Raw genomic sequence first — 19,907 nt, forward strand, 5'->3', positions numbered from 1 at the left:
TCCTTAAACAATGAAATGCGGGAATGAATAATCGCTGTACCCAGAATGCTCAATGTCATTTACATCGACGCCAAACGCCTCGAGTCCGAGCAAGATTCCGCCGATAACAGGTTCATATTTCGGAGGGAGAATGGCGATGTTCGGGAATCGTTCCTTCACATGGCGACAAAATAGCTGGAACAGCAGCGGACTTGCTTTCCATACGCCTCCTGAAACCGTAAGCGGAAGATCGTGAAAGTTCGTCCGCTCTAACACGAAGAGCATCTGATCGGCTAGCTGTCTTGCGGCTTCTTCCATAATGCGAATTGCGATCTCGTCTCCCGAATCCGCGCATTGTCCGACAATGGGGCAAAGAGAGGCGACGAGCGTGCGCTGAAGGTTCGACTTTGCGGAATAGAGTTTCTTGGCCGCGTCAAGCAATTGGTCCAGATTCCAGAAGCGGAGAATTTTGTCCAACAACAGGGTGGACGGGCCGCGGCCATCCGCCATAAGCGCGCAAGCCTTTAACGCTTGTTGACCGATGTGCGTACCCGATCCTTCGTCACCCATGAGAGCACCCCAGCCACCAACGTGCGTATAATCGTCGTGACTGCGCAGGGCGGCGAACGAACCGGTGCCCGATAACACGAGGCCTCCGTAACGTTCCTGGATCGCTCCGAATAGCGATAATGTAAACTCATCCGAGACTTCGATTTTGGTTTGTTCACCGAAAATAGAGACTAGGGCGCGCCTGGTCTCTATTGCAATAACCGGCATTGCGGTATAGATCAACGCGACGTCGGAAACCGCCGTACCTCCATTTTCCAGTGCCTCAAAAACAGCTTTGCGAATGGAAGCATGAATTTCTTCGACCGTATCGAACATAGAGTTCGTCGATCCCGCGATGGATCGTCCAACCAGTTTCCCTCGTTCGTCTGCGATCAGACAATTTAGTTTCGTTCCGCCGCCATCCAAAGATACGAAATATTTCACCTGTCATCCCCCGCCGTTTTTTGATCGGCAATCCAGACCTCAATTCCTTTTTGTAGAAAAAGGTTAAAGAAGGGTTCCTTAGGCGTTTGATCGGTAACCAGGCGGTGGACTTTGTCGAAGTTGCTTATGCTGAAGACGAAATCCTCGTTATTGAATTTACTATGATCCGCCAGCACGATAACTTTCTCGGCGGATTCGATCATTTTTTTGCGAATGGCCGCCTCTTGCACGATGTTGTCCCGCAGCCCTTCCGGCAAAATGCCTTTAGGCGCAATAAAGGCTTTGCTCACTCTAATCTTAGAAATCATTTCCTCGGCAAAAGGGCCGACGAATGACTGGGAATACGGATTCAAAGTGCCGGAAATGCTGATGAGCGTTCCGTTATGGTATTCTTTCAGTTTGTCGAATATCGGGATCGAATTCGTGATGACCGTTATGTTGTTCATCTTGGCAATGTAATCCGCCAGCAATATGGTCGTCGAACTGGCGTCGAGGAAGAGGCTGTCTCCTTCTTCGATTAGATCGGCCGCTTTATGTGCGATCGAGGCTTTGGCATCGCTTAATAAATGCACGTTATGCGAGAGCGGCTGTAAGACGTCTTTATTGATCGCCGCTCCTCCGTAATTTTTTTGCAGTTTCCCTTGCCGTTCCAACAGTTTGAGGTCGGACCGGATGGTCACTTCGGATACTTTATAAATCGCGCTCAATTCGGCAACCGAAATGAATTGGCGTTCCTGAGCCAGCTTATAGATCTCGTTTCTTCTTTGCGAAGCGTACATTGATGGTCTCTCCTTACACATTCCGAAATAATGGCGATTTTATATCGATTTTATATCAAAACCTTTTCTTTCACAACAATTTCATAAGATTACATAAGTATTGACCCAACAAAAACAAGTAAATATAATATAAATGAAAGTAAACGAAAGATATCATGTGTTCCGATTTCTGATTTCATCTAAATGGGAGGCGAATGATTATCATTCCACAACAAGCCGACTTGAGACAGGTATATTTTCAAAAGATTCATGAACTGCTTGAGCGGGTAGAGCAAACGCAAAGTTCATCCATTGACCAAGCCGCTGAAATCATCGCATCGGCGATCGAGGACGGAAAATGCATCCATATCTTCGACACGGGTCACATGCTCGACAGCGAATTGATTGATAGAGCGGGCGGATTGTATAGCTTCAAACGGCTATCCATGAAGTTCGAAATTCAAAATCTGGTTCGCAAACGTCCCGAAGACGGGGAGAAGGACCGTAGCCTGGAAGGCTTGATGAAATATGCGCTGAGATCGAGCAACCTGCAACCCGGCGATGTCCTCGTTATCGGAAGCGTTTCCGGCAAAACGGTATTGCCTGTCGACCTTGCGCTGGAAGCCAGACAATTCGGAGTCACTGTCATCGCCCTTACGAGCGTGTCCTATTCTACTCTTTTGAAGAGCGACCATTCCAGCGGTAAAAGGTTGTTCGAAACGGCCGATCTGGTGATCGACAATTGCGCTCCGCCTCTGGATGCCATGATTCAGGTGCCGGACATGGATGCAGCGATCTGTCCCGCTTCGGGGATCTCGTCGGCGGCGATCATGTGGGCGGTCGAAGCCAAAACCGTTCAAATTTTGTCGCAGCGGGGTAAGACGCCGACGGTACTGAAATCCATTAATAACCCGGGAAGCTATGAGTTTAACGATATTCAAATGCGGCGCTACGAAGAGACGGGTTATTGAGATGGATCCGATCTCGCAATATTGCCAAAGCGTTATCGATACGGTGCGGCGGATTCAGAGCGAGCAGCACGAGGCGATGACCTCTGTCGCCAGACTGCTCGCGGATAAAACGGAGAGCGGGCGATCTATTTTTATAACGGGCTGTAGCCATTCCAGCATATTCGCCCAGGAAGCATACTACCGGGCCGGCGGTTTTCTGCTCATGAATCCGATTTTCCTTCCGGGAATGACGTTGGAAGTCCGTCCGGTAACGCAAACGAGTCGATATGAACGAATACCGGGCATTGCCGAGGCGGTGCTGTCCGACAGTCCGATCAGGGAAGGCGACGTATTGATCATTGCCTCGGTGTCCGGACGCAACGCCGTTCCCATAGAGATGGCCTTATGGGCGAAGGAGAGAGGGATTTCCGTCGTCGCGCTGACTTCTTTGACCTATTCCCAAGCTGTAACCAGCCGACATCCCAGCGGGCTTCGTCTATTCGAAGTCGCGGATTTCAATCTGGACCTCCTGTGCCCGGACGGGGATGCGGTATTGGAGATGGAAGGACTGCCTGTTAAGACGGCCGCCATATCCACGGTTACCGGAATTACCATCCTGCACGGGGTCGTCTCGGAGACGCTGCGATTGCTGATCGAACGGGGCGTGACGCCTCCGGTGTTCGTTTCCGGCAATTTGGATAATGGGGATGCTTACAATCAAGCGTTGCTGGAACAGTATCGATCTCAGATCCACTACATGTAAACAACTGGAGGATTGAAGAAATGAAAGATTCAATTTCTGCTAGTCTGCAACCGTTTCCGATCGGACTTTGGGTGCCGCCTCCGGCGCATGAGGTTTCCGTCGAAAGGTACAAAGAAATTCGCGACGCCGGTTTTACATTCGTGATCGGATTCAGGGAAATCGAACACGGCGAGGAGGCCGTAATTAAAGCTCTAGACTGCGCGCAAGCGAACGGGTTGAAATATTTGGTCAGCGATCCGCGCGTGAAAAATTTAGACGTGACCGAACTGTCGGCCATGGAGCCGCTAGTTTCCCTTTTTTCCTCTCATCCCGCCTATTTGGGCCATTTGTTCTTCGACGAGCCGGGTGCCGATCAATTCGACCGTTTGGCCACGCTTGCCCGAAGCTACGAATCGCACGCTCCCGACGGACTGGCTTACGTGAATTTGTTACCTGATTATGCTTCCGCCCAGCAGCTGGGAACGGAAACGTATGCGGACCATGTGGAGCGGTTCTTGTTGACGTTCAAACCGAAGGTGTTATCGTACGACTATTATCCGTTAAGGATGAACGGTTCGATTAAGGCGACTTATTTCGCGAATTTGTGGACGATCAGCGAAGCTTGCCGTTTGCACCAAGTGCCGTTCTGGCTGTTTATTCAAGCGCTTTCGTACAATGGGACGCATAGAGAGCCAAACGAAGCGGAAATTCGTTGGCAGGTCAATATGAGTCTGGCTTTCGGCGCGAAAGGAATCCAATACTTTACCTATTGGACGCCGGAACCCGCGAACGGCGAAACCTTCGAGAAGGCGTTGATCGGGAAGGACGGCTCCAAAACCTTAACCTACTGGAACGTTCAAAACGTAAATCGCGAAGTCGCTTCCGTAGGTCCGATCTTGCAATCTCTGCAATCCGAAGGGCTTCTCGTATCCGGGGAGGCGCTGGCGGGCGTTGAACATACGTTGCAATCCTTCGGTCCCGTTACTGCCTTAGAAGGAGATCCGGCCATCGCAGGTTGTTTCTCCAGCGGCAACCAGCCGCATGCGTTATTCGTGGTCAACCGCGATTATACGCAACCGGCCGATTCGGTAATCGTCTTTAATGACAACAGACGATTGACGATTCGGTTGGAACCGGGCGAAGGCAAGCTGATTCCTCTCACGTAATGAAAGTCTTGTTGTGCGTAGAACTCATATAGAATATACTCTTTATATCCAGCGCGGTTGTTGTCGCTTTTTGCAGGGAGAGAGAATTCGATATGAAGCAGAAGATTCCTTTGTACCATCAAATTCAGCAATATATCTTGAATCAAATTCAGTCCGGAATCTGGAAGCCTCATGATCAGCTGCCAGCGGAAAGATTACTTGCGGATCAATTCAACGTAAGTCGCATCACAGCCAAGAATGCCATAAACGGTATGGTCGCGGACGGTTATCTGTATCGGCATCGAGGGAGAGGGACATTCGTAACGGACAAAAAAATCCATCTCTCCGCTCCGACTGTCGCGAATAGGATGCTCATCCAATCGTCCAAAAAGATCGGAATGATTATGCCGTGGATGGAGTTCAAGTACCAATTCAGCCTAATTTCCGGCATTGAATTCGAGCTTAGCAGAAAAGGATATCATCTTATCTTTAAACGTATCGAGGGTCCCGGAAACTTAGAGACTTCAGCCATTAAGGCCTTATTGGATATCCCCATCGACGGTTTGTTCGTCGTCGCTAGCCGAGGCGAATATTTTCAAGACGAGATGTTAAGGCTTATCTTGGAAAAATTCCCGTTGGTATTTTTAGAAAAGTATTTGCGCGACATTAAAGTAAACGGCGTGCATTGCGATACGGAAAAAGTGGGCTATCTGATGGGACAGTTTCTTGTCGGCCGCAAAAAGCAGCATATTGGTTACGTGAGTTATCCGTCTCAGTATACAGTGGGCTTGAGGGAGAGACTGTTCGGTTTCCAGTCGGCTTTGCTGGAATTCGGGGTTCCGCTGTTACCCGTACATCTGAATTTGAGCATTTCTCCGGACGTTTTGCGGGAATCGAATCAATTAGGACAGCAGAACGTGCCGGAGGAAATCTTGAATTTCATTCAAGATCATCCGGAGCTGGAAGCCATTGCAGCCGCCGATGCCCAGATTGCTCAATTCGTCGGGAGAGCATGCTGGCAGCTCGGCCGGCGCGAGATGACGATCGTCAACTGCGATGAACCGAGCTTCGCTCCCGAATGCGTCATGCCTGCAGCTTATGTGGATCAGTCTCCGTCGGAGATCGGCATCATTGCCGCGCAATTGATGATCGATGCGATCGAGCGGGACACGGACACGATGCTAAGACGCGTAGAACCCAGATTGATCGAATTAAGCTAAACGCAGATTATAAATAGAATCTGCGTTTTTTTTTACTGATTGGGTATATAAATTAACGATTGGATTTATAGACATATCCAGACTTCCCCCCTATACTCTAATTATTAAAAGCTTAGGGATGGTGAAGAGCCGTGCGAGGACTAAATGGAAAAGTTGCTGTTGTGACGGGCGGAGCACAGGGGTTGGGAAAAGCCATTGCCCATCGATTAAGCGAAGAAGGCTGCAAAGTATGGATTTTCGACCTTAAGCAGCAGGAAGGCACAGAGACAACCAAGACCATTCGTCTCGCGACTGGAAACCCCGTATACTTCGTGAAAGTGGACATCAGCAAAGAGGATCATATCGAAAAAGCCTTCCTTCAAGTCGCCGAAGAATCGGGCATCGTAGATATTCTGGTCAACAACGCCGCCCAATTTATCTTTAGAGGGATCGAAGCAACGGCGCAAGAATGGAAGGAAATCTTGGATGTGAATATCGTAGGCAATTCGCTGGTTACCCAGTATTGCGTGCCTCTGATGAAGAAGGCCGGCGCAGGCGCCATTATAAATCTATCCTCTGTAAGCGGTTTCGTCGGACAAACCGGCTTTGCGACTTACAATGCGACCAAATTCGCGATTCGCGGTTTAACGAAATGCTGGGCAATCGATTTAAGCGATTTTCATATTCGCGTCAATAGCGTATGCCCGGGCTATATAAGGACCGATGCTTTCGATAACAGCTGCATCCAGCTAGGGATCGATCCGGAAGAAGAGAATGCGCGGATCTCGAAGCTTCATATTCTGGGGCGACAAGGTACCCCCGAAGAAGTGTCGGGTGTCGTTGCCTTTGTGGCATCGGACGATGCCTCGTTCATCACCGGAGAGGATTTCATGGTTGATGGCGGCTATCTGGCGAAATAGGAGCTGAGGAATATGCAAGCGTTGATTTATCAAGGGCCTGAGAAGCTAACCTACGAACACACGGAAAATCCGAGCCTTCAGCCGAATGAAGTGCTCGTTCGAGTGGAAAGCGTCGGTATTTGCGGCAGCGAATTAGAAGGTTACCTAGGCCACAGCAGCATTCGCATCCCGCCGCTTGTGATGGGGCATGAGTTTTGTGGGCGGGTCGCGGCGATGGGGGATCAGGTTCACGGCCTGTCGCTGGAAGACAAAGTCATAGTCAACCCGCTGATTGCATGCCGTACCTGTGCGAACTGCCTGTCGGGGAAAATCAATATTTGCCGCAATCGCCAAATTATCGGGATTCACCGGCCTGGAGCATTTGCCGAATATGTTGCCGTACCTTGCGAGAACGCGTTTCGAGTTCCGCAGGAAATGGATGCTTCGCTAGCTTCGCTTGCAGAGCCGTTAGCCGTGGCGATCCATGCCGTTAAGCTCGGACTTCAACCGCTGAACGATCTGCTCATCTACGGAGCCGGACCCATTGGCCTGTTATGTTTGTTAGCCGCCAAGCAGATGGGGGCGGGTAGAATCGTCGTTGTCGATCTTCAGTCGGCAAGGCTGGAACACGCGGAGAGATTAGGGGCCATCGGACGATCCCCTGGACAGTTGGAAGATCGAAGCGAAGAACTGTTTCCGCAAGGGATCACGACGATAATCGATTGCGTTGGCGTACAGGCAACGAGAGAGCAAGCGATGCGTTTGGCGGACCCGGGCAGTACGATCGTCATGGTGGGGTTAGGTCACGATAAATCTGCGTTGCCCATAAACCATTTAGTCAGACAAGAGATTTCCTTCATCGGCTCTTATACCTATTCACACGAGGATTTCCGACAGGCCATCGCGCTTTTGCAGCAGGGGGCAATCGATATTCAGGGCTGGTCGGAATCGCGCGGCTTGGCGGATGGACCCGCTGCCTTCCAAGAGCTGGCCGAAGGGAAAAGCAGTGTTTGTAAAATCTTTCTGAAACCATAAGTCCACAAGGAGGAGGAATTCGTATGACCGTAAGAATCGTCGATCTGTCGCTTGAGATCTATCATGACGCGCCTAACTTTGCGTGGGATCCGAAATGCGCCGTAATCGTGCACAATACGATCGAAAGCATCGGATATAACATGACTCAGCTTTCCATGGCCACCCATCAAGGCACGCATTTGGATGCGCCGTTTCATTTTCTGGATGAGGGCAAGACGGTGGATCAATTGGATTTGCAGCAATGCATCGGCCAAGCGATCCTCGTGGATTTGACTTACAAGCAGCCGAAGGAACCGATCGAGATTAAAGACTTCGAACCCTATGCGGACCGGATCGTAGAGGGCTCGAAGGTGATCTATCGCACGGATTGGTTTAAGCAGCTTCCGGGGCGGCATTATTTCAGCGATTTTCCTTACATGACGATTGAATTGGCCAGATGGCTTGCCGAGCGAAAAATCGGACTGATCGGGATGGACGTTCCTACGCCGAACCCAACGGATTACGATCCCGTTCATAAAATTTTACTAGGAGCGGAAATCGTCGTCGTCGAAGGCTTAGCGAATCTAGGCGATATCGGTGCGGATGCGTTTTTTTTCGCCGCCGCTCCTTTGAAGATCAGAGGAAGAGACGGAGCGCCGATTCGGGCATTTGCGATGGTCGGGCTGTAACTATCGACAACAGAGGGGGATACAAGCAATGGATAAACACGACGGATTAAAGCTTTCTTTTCGGATTATCGTGAATCGATATGAGGACGAGGAGCAATTTCAGCAGCTTCTGACATTTCTGACGGAGTATAAGGACAGTATCGACGAGCTCGCGATTTTTTCGGAATATTGGCATTTCGGTTATTATCCGTTGGATGAATTTAGCGCCAGGTGCGACATCATCGAGAATCGGATCGAGCGATTGCGAGAGGCCGGCTTCCGAAATGTCGGCGTGAATATGCTTTCCACGCTTGGCCATTTTCCCGAGGCTTGGGACTGGTTGCCGGCGTTGCCTTATCAAGGAGCCGTTGGTCCCGATGGGACGGTCTCTACGAGCAGCTTCTGTCCGAACTCCGCTGAGTTTCGTACTTATATTGCCAGAAAATATATCCTTGCCGCTCAGACGAAACCGGATTTTATCTGGGTAGATGACGACGTTCGGATGTTTGCTTTAGGCGTGGACTATGCTTGCTTCTGTCCGGAATGCTTACGAATTTATAATCATAAATACGCATCCGACTTCACGAGAGAGCAACTGGTGAACGAGCTGAATTCGAGCGAAGGCGGAATCCATAGGGAGCGGTGGGTCAGTCAGAACATCGAGACGATCGAACGTTTGCTTGCGCACATCGCGGAAGCCGTTCACAGCGTAGATGCATCCATCGAGCTAGGCCTGATGACGGTAAGTCTCAGCATCTCTACGTATTCCGGCGTCGATTACTCGAAATGGTTTCACGCTTTGAAAGCCGTGAAGGCCCGACCGGGCGGCGGTTTTTTCGAAGACAGCAAACCGTTCGGCTTTGTTCGCAAAATTCATGAGATTAATCGCCAAATCGGACTCTACCCTGACTCCGTCCGGGATATCCAGTACGAGCTGGAAAATTTCCCATTCCAAACCCTGTCCAAATCCGTTCATATCACGCTCTTGGAATGCACAGCCGCGATTATGGCCGGTTCGAATGGCGTTGCATTCGATGCGCTTAAGGGGGAGAAGGGATCGCTTGAGGAATATCAAGAGCTGATGCGCGGCATTCAAGCGAGCAGACCGTTATGGGCCGAAATGGAGCGCATTGCCGGCAAGTATAGAGCTGCAGGGCTTTATCCCGCATTGTCTGCTGAATATGAAGCCAAGCGGAACGTAGAGAACGGCAACTGGTTTGACAGCATAGCGGTAGACAACACCCCTAAGTCTTATGTGCTTAGCGAGATTGGCATTCCGCTTGCGATGTCTCAGGATACCGCATGCGGAGTCATCCTCTCGGGGAATATGCCGGAGGCTTACTCGACTGAAGAGCTGAAAGCAATGCTAAGTCGCGGGGTCTTACTGGACGGCCGCGCGTTGGAGATTTTAACAGATCGCGGCTTAGGCGCCTATTGCGGGGTAGCGGTTGATCGAATCTATGACAATGGCGTTCTGGAGCGTTTAACGGATGATCCTCTCAACGATGGTCATCAGGGAGAGGAAAGAGATGCGCGCAATTCGATGTCGAAAGGCATGTGTTACACCTTAAAGCCGCTTCACGACGATGTAAGAGTGCTTAGTCGCCTGATCAGTTTCACCAGAAAGGATTTAGGGCCAGTCTCATCGGTATATGAGAATACGCTAGGCGGCCGGGTTGCCGTTCAAGGCTACATGCCATGGCAAAATATTCACTCCGGGGTTAAAAGAACGCAATGGATGCAAATCTGCGATTGGCTGAGTTATGGACGTCTTCCCGTTGTTATCGACCGCAGCTGCAAGGTGGTGCCTTTCCTTAAAGAAGCGGAGGATGGCAGCGGCTGGTTCGTCATGCTATTGAACGGATCGTTCGACGATGCAAGCGCGATTGAGGTAAAGCTGCGGGTTGCGGCGGACAAGGGAGCCGTCTACGAGCTACTGGCCGATGGAAGCAGCAGCTTATTGCCGGATAGCGCCTATCGTCAAGGCGATGGTGAAATCATCCTTTCGCTGGATCGCATCGGCAACTGGAAGAGCAGAATGTTCTACCAAGTTTAATTTCATCCGAGCGGGTCAGATTTTGTAAGAAGGAGCATGGACGACATGATGAAGAAGATCGCCTTAGTTAATTTTTCGACGCTCGATTACTCGATAGAAGAAACGATTCTGCGTAAAGCCGGCTATCAAGTGGATGTCTATGACGGCATTGCGACAGAGGATTTACCGACTGCGATAAAGGATGCCGAGGTTCTAGTCGTGCAACTGCAGCAAGTTACGGAAGCGCTATTAGAGAGAATGCCCAGTCTAAAGCTGATTGCCCGAGAAGGCATCGGCTTGGATAGTATTCCGGTTCAAGCTGCGAGCGAACGCGGAATTACGGTGATGAACGTGCCGGACTATTGCTTGGAGGAAGTGGCCGTCCATGCCGTCAGCTTGATGCTTGCGGCGCATCGCAAGCTTTTCCCTTCTTCAGCGCTCGTACGCGGGGGCCAATGGACCCAAATGCCTGAACTTAAGCCAATCTTCGCCTTATCGGAGTTAACCTTGGGATTAATCGGGATGGGACGTATCGGGGCGCAGGTGATCTCCCGAATGAGAGGATTCGGGTGTCGGATTATCGTTAGCGATCCTTATTTACATCCGGACAGCGCGCCCGAAGGCGTCGAGCTGGTGTCTTTGGACGAATTGCTGGCGCAATCCGATCTGATTACGCTTCACTGCCCTTATACGGAAGAAACCAAGCACCTAATCGATAAACGACGGATTGAAAAAATGAAGAAGAAGCCCGTGTTGATCAACGTCTCGCGCGGACCGCTTATTCATGAGGGCGATTTGCTGGACGCACTGAACAGTGGAGACATTTCTTTTGCGGGATTGGATGTTCTGACACAGGAGCCTCCGGCAAACGATCATCCGCTGCTGCACCATCCCAAAGCAATCGTGACGAACCATATTGCTTGGTATTCCGAGCAATCGGAAGCGCGGATGCGGAATTTGACTTCTAATCGCATTGTCGACTTCCTCGAGGGAAGGGAAATCCCGAATGTTGTAAACAAGAAATAACTAGGGAATTGAAAATGACAACAAAGCTGCCGAGTTCTCTCGGCAGCTTTGTTTGAATTTATAATCCTCGCCGAATTCGAACGTCTTCAGACACGCGCTAGCTTCAGCAGCCAACAGGAAGTGCGGTTCAGCGTACGGGTATTTCGCGCGCTGTTTGTGACGGCAATGTTTAGAAAGATCCGAACTCCGTCACCGGTCCGGTTGTTGAAAAGCACTTTGTTCGGTTGCAAATCGCCAGCACCACCGCGGACAGTGAACGTTCCGGTTGAGGGCAGTGCCTCCACCTTGAAGATGAATGCATCGTTGGATAACAGGAAATTCAAGCTTTTTAACACGAGTTTTTTTCCGTTAGGCACGTCTATTACAATGGTTTGCACATCAACGCTTTTTCCGGGTAATAACTTAATCGGATTATTCCCGCCCACAATTCCATTTAATTGAAGCATATCAACACCTCCTGATCGTAATACGACAGTATATGTCGCGCGCATTGGACAAGTTTGGATGATTGTCCCAATGCGTAACCTCGCAACGCTCATACGGACGTACTTTTTTTAGATGAAATCAATGGGTAGACCTACTCTTGTATTCTCTTTACTTCGAAGTATTGATCTGCTAGTATTGCTAATTGTTAACCTCTGAAAATAATTTAGGTTAACAATTAAAGCGCGGATGGTAGTAGTTCAAAGCATGGGAGGATGATTTAGATGGAAACCAATATGGCAAATACGAAATGGCAATTTTTTGCCGCGAAAGCCTTGAGCGGTCAACGTCTAACTTTAGAGGAGGGGCTCTCGGTACTCGAAGCCGACAATGATGAAGTGCTTCTGATCATGAATGCTGCATTTACGGTGAGAAGACATTTCTACGGCAAAAAAGTGAAGCTGAACATGATCATTAACGCTAAAAGCGGCCTTTGCCCTGAGGACTGCGGCTATTGTTCGCAATCGATCGTTTCGACGGCGCCGGTCAGTAAATATACGATGCTCGATAAAGAAACGCTTGTTGCTGGCGCACGTGAAGCGATGGCTCGCAAAGCCGGGACCTATTGCATCGTAGCAGCTGGGAAAGGACCTACGGAAAAAGAGCTTAATCAAGTGGTTGACGCCGTTAAAGAAATTAGGGAGACTATGCCGCTGAAAATTTGCGCATGCCTAGGCATTCTCAAGGAAGATCAAGCCGAACGACTTGCCGAGGCCGGTGTTCATCGTTACAACCACAACCTGAATACGAGTAAGGCCAACTACCCTTCCATCACTACGACCCATACATATGATCAGCGTGTTGAAACCGTAGAGAAGGTAAAGATGCACGGAATGTCTCCTTGCTCCGGTGTTATTATCGGCATGGGCGAGACCCATCAAGAAATTGTTGAAATGGCTTTTGCGCTCCGCGAACTCGACGCAGATTCGATCCCGATCAATTTCTTAAACGCGATACCGGGGACTCCTCTAGAGCATGCAGGCCGCACCTCTTCGATGAAAGCCTTAAAGGTGCTAGCCTTATTCCGATTGGTTTGTCCATCTAAAGAAATCCGCGTAGCCGGCGGCCGTGAAGTAAATCTCCGAACACTGCAACCCTTGTCTTTATACGCTGCAAACTCATTGTTCGTTGGCGATTATTTAACGACGGCTGGTCAAGAAGTGTCTGCCGATCATCAAATCATTGAAGATTTGGGATTCGAAATCGAGTTGAACGCTCTGTAAGGCGGTGACATCATGGAATGGATGGAAAAGGAACTCTAATTATTGTCAGCAACTTCATGAAAATAAGATGGCGGATCAATAACAAAGCTGCTTCGAATGGCCTCTCTCGAGACCGTCGAAGCAGCTTTTTTCATTCCTGCCAACCAGATCGTAACGATAATTAACTCATCTTCAGTCAGATTAGGACCGAAACCGCACATAATCCGCTTCCATGTCAGAGGGGTTCTTAAAAAGTAATATTGACGAATTTGTGACTAATTAGTATGTCATAAATGATTTTAATGAAACATAATAAAACTACCATTTCCAATAATAATGACTCATATATATAATTATGACACACTAATCAAACATCCAAAGAGGAGACAATCGAATGACGAAGAATATGGTGTACGCCTTCCACAAGGGAAATGCCCAAATGAAAGCCTTGTTGGGAGGGAAAGGAGCAAATCTGGCAGAAATGACTAGCGTAGGTTTGCAAGTGCCTCCCGGATTCACTATTACGACGGAAGCTTGCAAGGTTTTTTTTCAAAACGGAAACAGTCTTCCGGATGAATTAGCGCCACAGATCAAGAGCGCAATGAGGCAGTTGGAGGCCGCTAAAGGCCAGTTTTTCGGGGATCCTTCGAATCCTTTACTCGTATCGGTTCGTTCTGGATCCGTCACTTCAATGCCGGGTATGATGGATACCATATTAAACCTAGGACTCAACGATCAAACGGTAAGGGGGTTGGCGGACTCCACGGGAGATGAACGTTTTGCTTTCGATTGCTACAGAAGGTTGATCCAAATGTTCGGGAACGTAGTTTTGGGAATCGAATCCGTTTATTTCGAACGGTCGATCAAGCAATTGAAAAAGAGCCTCGGCGTGACCCAAGATCAAGAGATTACGAGTGAAGGCTGGAAACAACTGGTTACCGATTATAAACGGCTTACACTGAAGGAGACGGGACACGACTTCCCGCAAAACGTGGATGAACAGTTGAATATGGCTGTCGAAGCCGTATTTAAATCCTGGCACAATCCAAGAGCGCAATTTTATCGGAACATCCATCGCATTTCCGATGATCAAGGGACGGCGGTAAACGTGCAGTGCATGGTGTTCGGAAATAAAGGAACGGATTGCGGAACGGGGGTCGTCTTCACGCGGGATCCTTCGACCGGAGAAAACGTCCTGTATGGTGAATACTTGATGAATGCCCAAGGCGAAGATGTCGTAGCGGGCGTGAGAACACCGAAAAACATCCAGGAACTCAAAGGCGAAGCGCCTGAGTTGTATCGTGAGTTAGATCTGATATGCCGCCAGTTGGAGAACCATTATAAAGACATGCAGGATATCGAGTTTACGGTGGAGCATGGGAAACTCTATGTCCTCCAAACAAGGAACGGAAAGCGAAATGCGCTTGCGGCGGTGAAAATCGCGGTTGATCTGGTTCGAGAAGGCACGCTGAATAAAGAGGAGGCCCTGCAAAGAGTCGAAGTCTCCCATCTCGATCAACTTCTTCATAGAGGGATTGACGAAAGCTCGATTCCGATCGTGCTGACGACGGGATTGCCAGCTTCCCCGGGGGCAGCTGTCGGCCAGGTCGTATTCGATGCCGATACGGCTTCTGAGTGGGAAAAAGTCGGAAAGCAGGTCCTATTGGCTCGCCCGGAAACGACCCCGGAGGATATACACGGCGTGATCGCTTCCAACGGGGTCTTGACAGGCCGGGGAGGTATGACGAGCCACGCGGCCGTTGTTGCAAGAGGAATGGGAAAACCGTGCGTTTGCGGCTGTGAAGATATCGTCTTTGATTTGGGTAACAAATTCATGCTTATCGGCGACCAAACCATATCCGAAGGCGACTGGTTGACGCTGGACGGAGCCAGCGGAAGGATCATGAAAGGCGTTGTCCCGTTGAAGGAAGCCACGGTTACGGACGATCTCATGCAAATGCTGAGTTGGGCGGACGAAATCAAGACAATGCAGGTATATGCCAATGCGGATAATCCGGAAGATGCTCAAATTGCTCGAGAGTTCGGTGCGCAGGGCATCGGATTATGTCGTACGGAGCATATGTTTTTCGCCCCTGAGCGTTTGGTCGTGATGCAGGAATTGATCTTGTCCGATACGCCTGAACAGCGCGAGGCAGCGCTGAACCGACTTCTTCCGATGCAACAGTCGGATTTCGAAGGGATTTTTCAGAACATGACCGGTTTTCCCGTTACGATCCGATTGCTGGATCCACCTTTGCATGAATTTCTTCCAAACCTCAAAGAATTGCAGCAGCAACTGTTTACCGCGGAAACGGAAGAAGGCAAAGCCCGTCTAGCGCAACTCATCCGCAAGGTGAATTCCCTGCATGAATCGAATCCTATGCTCGGCCATCGAGGATGCCGACTGGGTATCGTATTTCCGGAAATCTACGAAATGCAGGTCGAGGCTATATTCCATGCCGCAGCGGTCAGCACGGCTCAAGGATTCGAGGTTATTCCCGAAATCATGATTCCCCTCGTAGGCCATGCCAACGAGTTGAAGGTTATGCGGGAGTTGGTGGTCTCCACTGCAGAGAAGGTACTCGGTCCGGCATACAAAAACGGAATCCGGTATCGTGTAGGAACCATGATCGAAGTTCCCCGCGCTGCATTGACAGCCCGTGAAATAGCGGGATATGCGGATTTCTTTTCCTTCGGCTCCAACGATCTGACTCAAATGACGTTCGGCTACAGCCGTGATGACGCGGAAGGGAAGTTTTTGGGACACTATCTGGATCGAAAATTGCTTGCTGACAACCCATTTCAGGTTCTGGACGCTGATGGAGTCGGTCAACTAATCGGCATGGCAGTGACGAGCGGCCGTAGCGTTAAGCCGGCATTGAAAACGGGGTTATGCGGAGAACATGGAGGGGATAAAGACTCGATTTTCTTCTGCCATCGAATCGGACTGAATTACGTCAGCTGTTCTCCTTACCGGATTCCCATGGCCCGAATTGCTGCCGCCCAAGCCGCGATCGAACAGAAGAACCGGGGATTGGCGAAAAATCAGGCAATGTGAGAAGAGAGCCGGATTAAGCCATACTGTTTAGTACGGATGAAAAATCCCGATGATGCTACGTGAGATCATCGGGATTACTTGTGTAGGAGCAAATATCCGGACACCGAACATCAGATACGTACCCTTATTTTCCGCAGGGTTAACAGCCGTTACGAGCGTTCCCCAGTACGTTGCGCTTGCGGTAATAGGGATCGTCCTTTACTTCCTTGCTATTCGCGTATTTAAAGCGAAGGATTTGCCTTTATAAACTGTTCACGATAACTTTTTTAAAAAAACCGACAAATCCAGAGATGGTAAGAGGAAATTGATGGTTCAGGTATGGTATCCGGCTCAAGCTGGTAGCGGCAAGTACGCTCCCTTTATCCCCGACACCCGGATTTTAAGTTATATGGCCGAGAACTATGGCCTTCCAGGGTTTACTCTTCAACACCTGAAGTACGTATCCAGTCATGTTTATTCGGGAGCCGAAGTCTCTTCGGCACAGACTTCATAACCGCTGATTCTTACGAATCCCGGCTTCGGCTCCTCCAGGTTCCTCCACACGTCGCAAGCCCAAAATCTCGCGAGTCGTGGATATATCGTGGCAGTGATCGATCACACCTACAATACATTTGCAACCGAGTTTCCGGACGGGCAAATCAAGACCAGCTCAACCAACGATTTGTTCTCCCCCTTCCATGATTACCGGACAGAAAGAGGAAACCGCGACAAGTTGGGAAAAGTTTTAACCGACGATGTGGCGTTTACGCTGGACCAATTCGAGCTCATCCAATCAGGGCAGATCCCAAGTCATCTAAAAGGGAGGATTGATCTAGGTCACGTCGGGGTTTTCGGACATTCCATCGGCGGAGCGACGGCCTATGACGCTTCTTTCGATCCACGAATTGCGGTTGGAATAGTCTTGGATTGAGGGCTTTATCGACTGCGTGACAGAGAGGGTCAATTCCTCTATATCGACAATACGGAGCATAGCCGCTTTCCGGAGGTGAAGTTCGTAAGTTCGCTATTAAGCAAAAAAGAGGGGGAAGTGATTGCTCTACAGAAATCCTAACGGAGAACATGCGAGACTCTCCACTATCCCCTTAGAGATAAACCGACATAATCCGAATACCGGCTTCACAAAAAAAAAAATTTAAAACCTCGCAAAGCTTGATACTGCGTGAATTCGGCTGATTCTTTCATTATTTATTTATTGGCCGTCTCTATAATGAAATGTGGTACCCGTCCATTCGACAAGTTTCATCATAAAGGAGAAAAACATGAAAAAATCAGTTATATGCCTATTGATTGCCCTATTAGCGTTCGGGACTTCATTATCGCAGATTCATAGTGCGCACGCGGCAGAAAATGAATTTGTTTTTACCGTTAGCGGCAATGGCGCCACCGTTACAGGTTACTCCGGCACGGATGTGAACGTGGTCATTCCAGCCACGTTAGGGGGGGAGGCAGTAACTTCGCTCGGCAGATCGGCGTTCGATACTTATGTGACGGGCAAATCCAAACTCACGGGCGTCGCAATTCCGAATACCGTGAATCAGATCCAAACGTATGCCTTCCGTTATAATAGCCTCACTTCCATAGACCTTCCGGACAGCTTGTTAACGATCGGCTCCAGCGCCTTCGAGAACAATCCGCTCACGAACGTCGTATTCCCGGATAGCGTGACGTCGATCGGAAACTATTCTTTTTACATGAATAGTTTAACATCGATTAAATTATCGGAAAATTTGAAGACGATTAATGGAGGGGCTTTCGACACCAATCACATTACGAAATTGGTCATACCGGCCGGTGTAACGAAAGTCGACAGCAGCTCATTCTATAATAACAGCTTGACCAGCGTAACGGTGTTAGGCGCTGCGACATCTTTTGGGACAGGCGTCTTTGCGGGCAATCCGGGGAATCTCAAACTATTCGGAATCTCGAATTCTCCCGCAGCCACTTATGCAGCGAATAACGGTCACACGTTCGTTGACGGAACGACGTTGTTTCAAGCGGTCGCGACCGCTAAGGCATATTTGAACAATCATTTTCCTGGTACCGGCATAGGACAATTGCCGGCTAATGCTTATAGCGATTTGACCGCGGCGTATGACGCCGCCATGGCCTATATCGACGGTATCGGGAACGCGACCGTCGCCTCCGACTTGGCGGCCGCCGCAATCCCGGTGACCGCGGCGATCTCGGTATTCGAGGGACAGATTATCCGGGCGGGCAATCCTGCGGCGTTGGGGACGGCGCTGACCGAAGCGGTGCAGGCACTTACAGGTCATTCCGTAGGAACGAACGCGGGACAAGCATCGGAGGGCGCTCGAAGCGCGCTACAGACTGCGATCGACGCGGCGCGGCAGATCTTCAATCAGGCCGCCAATTACCGGCAGGATGAATTGGACGTCGCCGTCGCCCAGTTAAATGCGGCGATGGATACGTTCACGGCTGCGATTATACCGGCCGGAGATCCGACGGCGCTCGGCAATGCCCTAGCGAATGCGCAGCAGGCGATGGCGGCTTATCCGGAAGGCGCGAACGTGGGGCAAACGTCTTCGGAAACGCGCATCGCGTTGCAGACGGCGATCAACGCGGCGTTGCAGATTCTACAGAACGCTGGGCAATACTCGCAAAGTCAGTTGGATGCTGCCGTCAGCTCGTTAAGTTCAGCGATTCAAGCCTTCAATGCCGCGGTCATCGGACCCGGCAATCCGATGGCGCTCGGCGCGACGATCACGGTTGCGCAGCAGGCGATGGCGGACCATCCGCAAGGCTCGGGAGTCGGGCAGACGTCAGCCGGCGATCGCGTTACGCTGAGAACGGCCATCGATACGGCACAGCCTATTTGGGATAATGCGGGCGATTACACGCAAAGTCAGTTGGATGCTGCCGTCAGCTCGTTAAGTTCAGCGATTCAAGCCTTCAATGCCGCGGTCATCGGACCCGGCAATCCGATGGCGCTCGGCGCGACGATCACGGTTGCGCAGCAGGCGATGGCGGACCATCCGCAAGGCTCGGGAGTCGGGCAGACGTCAGCCGGCGATCGCGTTACGCTGAGAACGGCCATCGATACGGCTCAGCTTATTCGGGATAATGCGGGCGATTACACGCAAAGTCAGTTGGATGCGGCAATAAGCGCATTGAATGCTGCGATAACGGCATTCCAGCAAGCCATCGTGCCGGCTGGCGATTCATCGATGCTCAATACGCGGTTAACGAACGCTGGGATGGCATTGACGGCCCATCCCGAAGGTTCAGGCGTAGGACAAGCGTCGGCGAGCGATCGCAGCGCTTTGCAGGCAGCGATCAACGCCGCGCAGGCAATCGCCGACGATGCGCTGAACCAAACTCAGGCTCAGTTAGATGATGCCGTCGCCGATCTGGAAGCGGCGACGGCGACATTCGAAGCCGTGATTATCCAGGCCGGGGACGCGACGGATCTGGAACATTTGTTGGTGGATGCGACCCAGACGCTAGCGGGCCATCCCGAAGGTTTAGGCGTAGGACAAGCGTCGGCGGGCGATCGCGGCGCTTTGCAGGCAGCGATCAGCGCCGCGCAGGCAATCGCCGACGATGCGCTGAACCAAACTCAGGCTCAGTTGGATGATGCCGTCGCTGATCTGGAAGCGGCGACGGCGACATTCGAAGCCGTGATTATCCAGGCCGGGGACGCGACGGATCTGGAACATTTGTTGGTGGATGCGACCCAGACGCTAGCGGGCCATCCCGAAGGTTTAGGCGTAGGACAAGCGTCGGCGAGCGATCGCG

At 50.5% G+C, this 19,907-nt stretch carries 15 protein-coding genes and 1 pseudogene; 13 read left to right on the forward strand and 3 right to left on the reverse strand.

The window, feature by feature from the left end; all coding sequences use genetic code 11:
• Positions 1-3: 3 nt before the first annotated feature.
• Both D7Z26_RS02040 and D7Z26_RS02045 read right to left on the reverse strand, forming a co-directional pair.
• Positions 4-972, reverse strand: a complete 969-nt coding sequence (locus tag D7Z26_RS02040) for an N-acetylglucosamine kinase (protein WP_120974272.1) — start codon at positions 970-972, stop codon at positions 4-6.
• Positions 969-1,751: a DeoR/GlpR family DNA-binding transcription regulator gene (locus tag D7Z26_RS02045; RefSeq protein ID WP_158602153.1), complete on the reverse strand. Its 783-nt coding sequence runs from the start codon at positions 1,749-1,751 to the stop codon at positions 969-971. The genes D7Z26_RS02040 and D7Z26_RS02045 overlap by 4 nt, the downstream gene beginning before the upstream one ends.
• Positions 1,752-1,945: 194 nt before the next feature.
• On the opposite strand from D7Z26_RS02045, the gene D7Z26_RS02050 reads away from it, so the two are divergent.
• The 9 genes from D7Z26_RS02050 to D7Z26_RS02090 all read left to right on the forward strand — a co-directional run bounded on the left by D7Z26_RS02050 (position 1,946) and on the right by D7Z26_RS02090 (position 11,408).
• Positions 1,946-2,701, forward strand: coding sequence for a sugar isomerase domain-containing protein (locus D7Z26_RS02050; protein ID WP_120974276.1), 756 nt, complete (start codon positions 1,946-1,948; stop codon positions 2,699-2,701).
• A gap of 1 nt (position 2,702) precedes the next feature.
• Positions 2,703-3,443, forward strand: a complete 741-nt coding sequence (locus D7Z26_RS02055) for a sugar isomerase domain-containing protein (protein WP_158602154.1) — start codon at positions 2,703-2,705, stop codon at positions 3,441-3,443.
• A gap of 20 nt (positions 3,444-3,463) precedes the next feature.
• Positions 3,464-4,588, forward strand: a complete 1,125-nt coding sequence (locus tag D7Z26_RS02060) for a beta-galactosidase (protein WP_120974279.1) — start codon at positions 3,464-3,466, stop codon at positions 4,586-4,588.
• Between the two features lie 92 nt (positions 4,589-4,680).
• Entirely contained in the window at positions 4,681-5,787 is a 1,107-nt protein-coding gene (locus D7Z26_RS02065) for a GntR family transcriptional regulator (protein WP_120974281.1), read from the forward strand.
• A 131-nt stretch (positions 5,788-5,918) separates the two neighbouring features.
• Positions 5,919-6,686 (forward strand): SDR family NAD(P)-dependent oxidoreductase, encoded by a 768-nt coding sequence (locus tag D7Z26_RS02070; RefSeq protein WP_120974283.1) that lies wholly within the window; start codon positions 5,919-5,921, stop codon positions 6,684-6,686.
• A 12-nt stretch (positions 6,687-6,698) separates the two neighbouring features.
• Positions 6,699-7,700, forward strand: a complete 1,002-nt coding sequence (locus D7Z26_RS02075; RefSeq protein ID WP_120974285.1) for a zinc-dependent alcohol dehydrogenase — start codon at positions 6,699-6,701, stop codon at positions 7,698-7,700.
• A 23-nt stretch (positions 7,701-7,723) separates the two neighbouring features.
• Positions 7,724-8,368, forward strand: coding sequence for a cyclase family protein (locus D7Z26_RS02080; RefSeq protein WP_120974287.1), 645 nt, complete (start codon positions 7,724-7,726; stop codon positions 8,366-8,368).
• A 28-nt stretch (positions 8,369-8,396) separates the two neighbouring features.
• Positions 8,397-10,403 carry a hypothetical protein gene (locus D7Z26_RS02085; protein ID WP_120974289.1) on the forward strand — a complete coding sequence of 669 codons (2,007 nt, stop codon included), beginning with the start codon at positions 8,397-8,399 and terminating at the stop codon, positions 10,401-10,403.
• A gap of 45 nt (positions 10,404-10,448) precedes the next feature.
• Positions 10,449-11,408, forward strand: coding sequence for a C-terminal binding protein (locus tag D7Z26_RS02090; protein WP_158602156.1), 960 nt, complete (start codon positions 10,449-10,451; stop codon positions 11,406-11,408).
• Between the two features lie 86 nt (positions 11,409-11,494).
• Here the strand turns inward: D7Z26_RS02090 and D7Z26_RS02095 are convergent, their stop codons facing one another.
• On the reverse strand, positions 11,495-11,854 hold the full coding sequence (locus D7Z26_RS02095) for a hypothetical protein (RefSeq protein WP_120974293.1): 360 nt from the start codon (positions 11,852-11,854) through the stop codon (positions 11,495-11,497).
• 261 nt (positions 11,855-12,115) lie between these two features.
• Here D7Z26_RS02095 and bioB point away from each other — a divergent pair, with 261 nt between their 5' ends.
• From bioB to D7Z26_RS02120, 4 genes and pseudogenes are all read left to right on the forward strand, one after another.
• Complete coding sequence (gene bioB / locus D7Z26_RS02100) at positions 12,116-13,114, forward strand: biotin synthase BioB (RefSeq protein WP_199731638.1); 999 nt, start codon at positions 12,116-12,118, stop codon at positions 13,112-13,114.
• A gap of 373 nt (positions 13,115-13,487) precedes the next feature.
• Positions 13,488-16,151: a pyruvate, phosphate dikinase gene (ppdK, locus tag D7Z26_RS02105; protein ID WP_120974295.1), complete on the forward strand. Its 2,664-nt coding sequence runs from the start codon at positions 13,488-13,490 to the stop codon at positions 16,149-16,151.
• 280 nt (positions 16,152-16,431) lie between these two features.
• Positions 16,432-17,148 (forward strand): annotated as a pseudogene (locus D7Z26_RS02115) (alpha/beta hydrolase family protein); the annotation flags it as partial.
• A gap of 262 nt (positions 17,149-17,410) precedes the next feature.
• Positions 17,411-19,907: leucine-rich repeat domain-containing protein (locus D7Z26_RS02120; RefSeq protein WP_120974299.1), on the forward strand; the 2,497-nt coding region annotated here is incomplete at its 3' end.

Source organism: Cohnella endophytica (assembly GCF_003628305.1).
In the GTDB taxonomy this organism is placed as follows: domain Bacteria; phylum Bacillota; class Bacilli; order Paenibacillales; family Paenibacillaceae; genus Cohnella; species Cohnella endophytica.

Bases quoted from the DNA above. Each gene is read 5' to 3' on its own strand.
- D7Z26_RS02045 (WP_158602153.1), bottom strand. From the start codon at position 1,751: ATGTACGCTTCGCAAAGAAGAAACGAGATCTATAAGCTGGCTCAGGAA.
- D7Z26_RS02050 (WP_120974276.1), top strand. From the start codon at position 1,946: ATGATTATCATTCCACAACAAGCCGACTTGAGACAGGTATATTTTCAA.
- D7Z26_RS02055 (WP_158602154.1), top strand. From the start codon at position 2,703: ATGGATCCGATCTCGCAATATTGCCAAAGCGTTATCGATACGGTGCGG.
- D7Z26_RS02060 (WP_120974279.1), top strand. From the start codon at position 3,464: ATGAAAGATTCAATTTCTGCTAGTCTGCAACCGTTTCCGATCGGACTT.
- D7Z26_RS02065 (WP_120974281.1), top strand. From the start codon at position 4,681: ATGAAGCAGAAGATTCCTTTGTACCATCAAATTCAGCAATATATCTTG.
- D7Z26_RS02075 (WP_120974285.1), top strand. From the start codon at position 6,699: ATGCAAGCGTTGATTTATCAAGGGCCTGAGAAGCTAACCTACGAACAC.
- D7Z26_RS02080 (WP_120974287.1), top strand. From the start codon at position 7,724: ATGACCGTAAGAATCGTCGATCTGTCGCTTGAGATCTATCATGACGCG.
- D7Z26_RS02085 (WP_120974289.1), top strand. From the start codon at position 8,397: ATGGATAAACACGACGGATTAAAGCTTTCTTTTCGGATTATCGTGAAT.
- D7Z26_RS02090 (WP_158602156.1), top strand. From the start codon at position 10,449: ATGATGAAGAAGATCGCCTTAGTTAATTTTTCGACGCTCGATTACTCG.
- D7Z26_RS02095 (WP_120974293.1), bottom strand. From the start codon at position 11,854: ATGCTTCAATTAAATGGAATTGTGGGCGGGAATAATCCGATTAAGTTA.
- bioB (WP_199731638.1), top strand. From the start codon at position 12,116: ATGGAAACCAATATGGCAAATACGAAATGGCAATTTTTTGCCGCGAAA.
- ppdK (WP_120974295.1), top strand. From the start codon at position 13,488: ATGACGAAGAATATGGTGTACGCCTTCCACAAGGGAAATGCCCAAATG.